This window comes from Protofrankia sp. CiP1_Cm_nod1 (assembly GCF_920888515.1).
Taxonomy (GTDB): domain Bacteria; phylum Actinomycetota; class Actinomycetes; order Frankiales; family Frankiaceae; genus Protofrankia.
Genome location: NZ_CAKKTM010000132.1, coordinates 40,146 through 44,754, shown reverse-complemented (window position 1 = coordinate 44,754; position 4,609 = coordinate 40,146). Strand labels below are relative to the sequence as shown.

6 protein-coding genes are annotated in these 4,609 nt (G+C 74.5%); 2 read left to right on the top strand and 4 right to left on the bottom strand.

Annotation, left to right across the window (positions count from 1 at the left end; translation table 11 throughout):
* The coding region (locus NBX02_RS06355; protein ID WP_250290423.1) for an FAD-dependent oxidoreductase at positions 1-1,125 on the top strand (1,125 nt) is incomplete at its 5' end.
* Here NBX02_RS06355 and NBX02_RS06350 read toward each other — a convergent pair.
* Positions 1,122-2,258 carry an acyl-CoA dehydrogenase family protein gene (locus NBX02_RS06350; RefSeq protein ID WP_250283038.1) on the bottom strand — a complete coding sequence of 379 codons (1,137 nt, stop codon included), beginning with the start codon at positions 2,256-2,258 and terminating at the stop codon, positions 1,122-1,124. The genes NBX02_RS06355 and NBX02_RS06350 overlap by 4 nt on opposite strands.
* 10 nt (positions 2,259-2,268) lie before the next feature.
* On the bottom strand, positions 2,269-3,438 hold the full coding sequence (locus NBX02_RS06345) for an acyl-CoA dehydrogenase family protein (protein ID WP_250290422.1): 1,170 nt from the start codon (positions 3,436-3,438) through the stop codon (positions 2,269-2,271).
* A 150-nt stretch (positions 3,439-3,588) separates the two neighbouring features.
* On the opposite strand from NBX02_RS06345, the gene NBX02_RS06340 reads away from it, so the two are divergent.
* Positions 3,589-3,819 carry a hypothetical protein gene (locus NBX02_RS06340; protein WP_250290420.1) on the top strand — a complete coding sequence of 77 codons (231 nt, stop codon included), beginning with the start codon at positions 3,589-3,591 and terminating at the stop codon, positions 3,817-3,819.
* Between the two features lie 109 nt (positions 3,820-3,928).
* Here NBX02_RS06340 and NBX02_RS06335 read toward each other — a convergent pair whose 3' ends face one another.
* Both NBX02_RS06335 and NBX02_RS06330 read right to left on the bottom strand, forming a co-directional pair.
* A complete protein-coding gene (locus NBX02_RS06335; protein WP_250283044.1) occupies positions 3,929-4,309 on the bottom strand; it encodes a hypothetical protein in 381 nt (126 codons plus the stop codon).
* A gap of 18 nt (positions 4,310-4,327) precedes the next feature.
* Entirely contained in the window at positions 4,328-4,585 is a 258-nt protein-coding gene (locus NBX02_RS06330) for a hypothetical protein (RefSeq protein WP_250283046.1), read from the bottom strand.
* Positions 4,586-4,609: the final 24 nt, after the last annotated feature.

The window sequence follows — 4,609 nt, the reverse complement described above, 5'->3', positions numbered from 1 at the left end:
TATAAGAGACAGGTGCTGCCCGGGCGGCGGCGGCTGACCGCTGTCGAGGCCCGGCACATGGTGCCGGCGCTGCGCGCCGCCGGGCTGCGCGGCGGGCTGCTGACCTGGGACGGCCAGCTCGTCGACGACGCGCGGCTGGTGGTGGCGATCGCCCGGACGGCGACCCGGCACGGCGCCCGCGTCATCACCCGCTGCCGGGTGCGGGAGGCCGACGGCAGCGGCGCCACCGCCGTCGACACCCTGAGCAACTCACTGCTGACGCTGAAATCGCGCTGCGTGGTGAACGCCACTGGCGTGTGGGCGGGCGAGCTGTGCGCCGACGCGCGGCTGCGCCCCAGCCGCGGCACCCACCTCGTGGTGGCGGACAGCGCCCTGGCCGGCCTGCGGACGGCGATCCTCATCCCGGTGCCCGGCGAGCGCAACCGGTACGTGTTCGCGCTGCCCCAGCCGGGCGGCCGGGTCTACGTCGGGATCACCGACGTACCGGTCGACACGGTCGTCGACGTGCCGGTGCCGACCGCCGCCGAGGTGGACTTCCTGCTCGGCGTGCTGTCGAGCGTGCTTGCGGTGCCGGTGGGCCGGGCCGACGTCCTGGGCGCCTTCGCCGGGCTGCGGCCGCTGCTGGCGGGCGCGGCCGGGCGCACCGCGGACCTGTCCCGGCGGCACGCGGTGATCACCTCGTCCGACGGCATGGTCACCGTCGTCGGGGGCAAGCTCACCACCTACCGCCGGATGGCCGCCGACGCCGTGGACACGCTGGTCCGCGCCGGCGAGCTGGACGCCGGGCCGTGCCGTACCCGGCACCTGCCGCTGGTCGGCGCGGCCAGCTGGTCACGGCTCGCCACCGTGGCCGCCCCGCCCAGACTCGTCGCCCGCTACGGCGCCGAGGCGCCCGCGGTGATCGCGGGCGCCCACGGCGACCCCGGGCTGCTCGCGCCGCTGTGTGACGGCGTCGAGGTCACCGGCGCCGAGCTGCTGTTCGCCCTGCGCCACGAGGGCGCCCTGGACGCCGACGACCTGCTCGACCGCCGCACCCGCATCGGCCTCGTCCCGGCCGACCGCCAGGCCGCCCTCCCCACCGCCGAGGCCCTCGTCCGCCAGCCCCTCACCGTGGTCGATGATTAGGCCGTAGCCGGTGGGGCCGGCGCGGATGGCGTCCCGAGGGTGAGGGCGGCGATGCGCTCGCGGTGGTGGTCGGGGTCGCCATAGCTGTAGATCTCGCGTCTGGCCCGCTTGTAGAAGAAGTGGGCCTCGTGCTCCCAGGTGTAGCCGATCCCGCCGTGGTATTGGATCATCGTCCCGGTCACCTCCCGGGCGGCGTCACCGGCCTTGCTCTTGGCCACGGCGGCCGCGAGCCGGCGGTCGGCGAGCCCGGCGTCGAGCGCGTGCGCCGCGTACAGCACCGCATGCTCGGCCATGGTCACGGCCAGGTGCAGGTCGGCGAGATGGTGCTTGAGCGCCTGGAAGGAACCGACCGGCCGGCCGAACTGCACCCGGTCACGGTCGTAGGCGACGGTGCGTCCGAGCGCCTCGCGGGCGAGGCCGACCAGGTCGGCGGCGGTGAGCACGGCGGCCCGGTCCAGCAGCTCGGCGAGGACGTCGGCCGACGACCCGGACAGCCGCCGCGCGTCCGCCGCGTCGAGGGTCAGCGACGCCGTGCGCACCGTGCCGTCGTAGCTGTCCAGGCTGTCGACGGTGACGCCCGGTGAACGCGGGTCCACCAGGTACAGCCCGGTCTCCCCGGCCGGCTCGGTGGCGGCCACGACCACGGTCCGCGCGACCCCGGCGTATTCGACGGGCAGCGCGGTCCCGGTGAGCCGGCCCGCCGCGTCGGCGGTGACCCGTACGCCCGTGGGGTCGTACCGGCTCTCAGGGCCGCGCGGCGCCACCGTGGCCACCAGGTCACCGGTGGCGATCCGGGGCAGCAGGGCGCGCCGCTGCTCGTCCGACCCGGCGAGGCGGACGGCCTCCCCGGCGAGCACGGTGGGCAGCCACGGCCCGGGGACGACGCCCGCGCCGAAGGCACGGGCGACCACCTGGGCGTCCACCAGGCCGAGGCCGAGGCCGTCGTGCTCCGGCGGGACGAGCACGGCCAGCCAGCCCTGCTCGCCGGCGGTCTTCCACAGCTCGGCGGGATGGCCGTCACCGTCGACGTCCTCGAAGACCGCCCGGACGGCAGTCAGGTCGAACCTGTCCGCAAGATAGTCACGGACGGTGTCGCCGAGCGCCCGTTGCTCCTCGGTCAGCGCGAAGTACATGCCCGGGACGCTATCGGGGCAGGCCGAGGACACGCTCGGCGACGATGTTGCGCTGTATCTGGGACGACCCGCCCCAGATGGTGACCGATCGCGACCACATCGCCTCGCGGTGCATGGCGCGCAGGTCCGTGCCGGGCCGTGGCCGGGCCAGCGTGGCCTCCGGGCCGAGCAGGTCGTCGAAGGTCTCCCACAGCTGCTGGTGTGTCTGCGACCACTGGAGCTTGGTCAGCGACGACCCGGCGCCGAGCTCCTCCCCCTGCTCGACCTGGGTGAGCACGTGCATGGCGTGGTAGCGCAGGCACTCGAGGTCGACGATCCGCTGGGCCAGCCGCTGGCGCAGGACGGGGTCGTCGAGCCGCCCGGGCGGGGCCGCCGCCACGATCTCGTCGAACTGGCGGCGGAAGGCGGTGTACTGGGCCAGGCCGGAGGCGCCGCGCTCGAACGACAGCAGCAGCATCGCCGTGGCCCAGCCGTTGCCGGCCCCGCCGAGACAGTCGGCCACCTTCACCCGGGCGTCGGTGAAGAAGACCTCGCCGAACTCGCTCACCCCGCTCATCTGGCGCAGCGGCCGGGCCTCGACCCCGTCCTGGCGCATGTCGACGAGCAGCATGGACAGGCCGTGATGCCGCTGCGAGCCGGGTTCGGTGCGGACCAGCGTGAAGATCCTGTCCCCGTGCGCGGCGTTGGTCGTCCACACCTTCTGGCCGGTGACGACGAACTCGTCGCCGTCGAGCACGCCGGTGGTGCGCAGGGCCGCGAGGTCCGAGCCGGCGCCGGGTTCGGAGAAGCCCTGGCACCAGATGACGTCGTTGCGCAGCAGCGGCGGGATGATCTCCCGCTTCTGCTCGTCGGTCCCGACCGCCATGACGGTGGGCACCAGGAAGGTCAGCCCGATCTGGTTGACCGAGTGGGGCACCCGGGCCCGCGCGCTCTCCTCGTCGTGGATCGCCTGCATGCCCGGCGTCCCGCCATAGCCGCCGTACTCCCGGGGCAGGGAGATCCCGGCGAAGCCGGCGCGGTGGCGCAGCCGCTCCCACTCCCGGCGCAGCTCGAACGCGTCGGCCTCGGGAATACCGGCCCAGAACGACGGCGACCGCCACCCCGGCGGGACGCTGTCGGCGAGCCAGGCCCGCAGCCGCGCGCGGAAGCGCTCCTCGTCGGGCGTGAAGCCGAGGTCCATCCCAGCAGCCTCCCACAACCCACAGAAACCAACGGACAAGAAGCCCCGCCACCGGCGGACACAGAGCGCGAGGCGGGCACAGGGCGGCGCGTCTCACCATCCAGTCGGTACCGCATCAACCGTGTGATGGTCCGCCGTATGGTTTCTGGCGTGCCGGACCTGAACATGTCCGTGCGGGCCGCGACTCTCGAGCAGGCCCGCGCCGCCGCGGCCGCTGCCGGGATGACGCTGTCGGCGTGGGTGGACAAGACGCTGGCCGAGTCGATCTGGACCGCCCGGTTCGCCCGCCAGCAGCAGCGCAACGCCGCCCTGGGGGTCACCTCGGACCACCTGGCGGCCGAGTACGCCCGGCTGGAGGAGCTGCGGCGTACGGCAGGGTGAGGTGTGGGCACGCACCGACGCCCTGATCGTCTCCGTCGAGGGAAAACATCAGCCTCAGCGATGAGCTGCCGGTGCCCTGCCCCTGGCCGGGGCAGGGGCAGGCGGCCGGTCACTGGCTGAGGTCGAGGATGCGTACCGGGTGGCCGGCCCATCGGTCCGGGGTTGTGGTCGCGACGAGCGCGCCGTCGGGGCGGTCCGGGGTGGGGGCGGCGGCGTGGCGGGTGTGCGCCGTCGCCCAGCCGGTGCCGCGGGCGACGGCGAGCGCGGCCGCCAGGTCCAGCTCGAGCACGGTGACCGCGGGCAGGGCGGCGATGTGCCCGGCGGTCCCGGGCCGGGTCCGGTCCGCCTCCACCAGGGCGCACGTCGGCGCGTAGAGGAACCAGTCCGGTTCGGTGTGCGCCCGGTGGATCAGCCGGGAGGCCAGCAGGTTGCCGTAGCCGGCAGCGACCATCGCCGCGTCGTCGAGGACGACGTGCAGAACGTCCGTCACCGTGCTGTCACTGATCCGTCACCGTTCCGTCGTCCGGCCCAGGCGCCGGTCCAGTTCCGCGTCCAGCCGCGTGGTCTCGTCCTCGGTCGGGTCGTAGCCGTTCCACGCCCGCAGCGCGGCCTGGGCCTGCTCGGCGCGGGCGGCCCGCTCGGCCGGGGTCAGCAACGTGGCGGCCAGCCGGGCCAGGTAGGCGCGCAGGGACAGCCCCTCGGCCGCCGCCACCGCGGCCAGCCGGTCTCGGGCCTCCACGGGAATCCGCACGTTGGCATCGGCCACCGGAGTCCTCCTTCACGTTCACGA

Coding starts and splice junctions, on each gene's coding strand:
- NBX02_RS06350 (WP_250283038.1), bottom strand. CDS start 2,258: ATGTACTTCGCGCTGACCGAGGAGCAACGGGCGCTCGGCGACACCGTC.
- NBX02_RS06345 (WP_250290422.1), bottom strand. CDS start 3,438: ATGGACCTCGGCTTCACGCCCGACGAGGAGCGCTTCCGCGCGCGGCTG.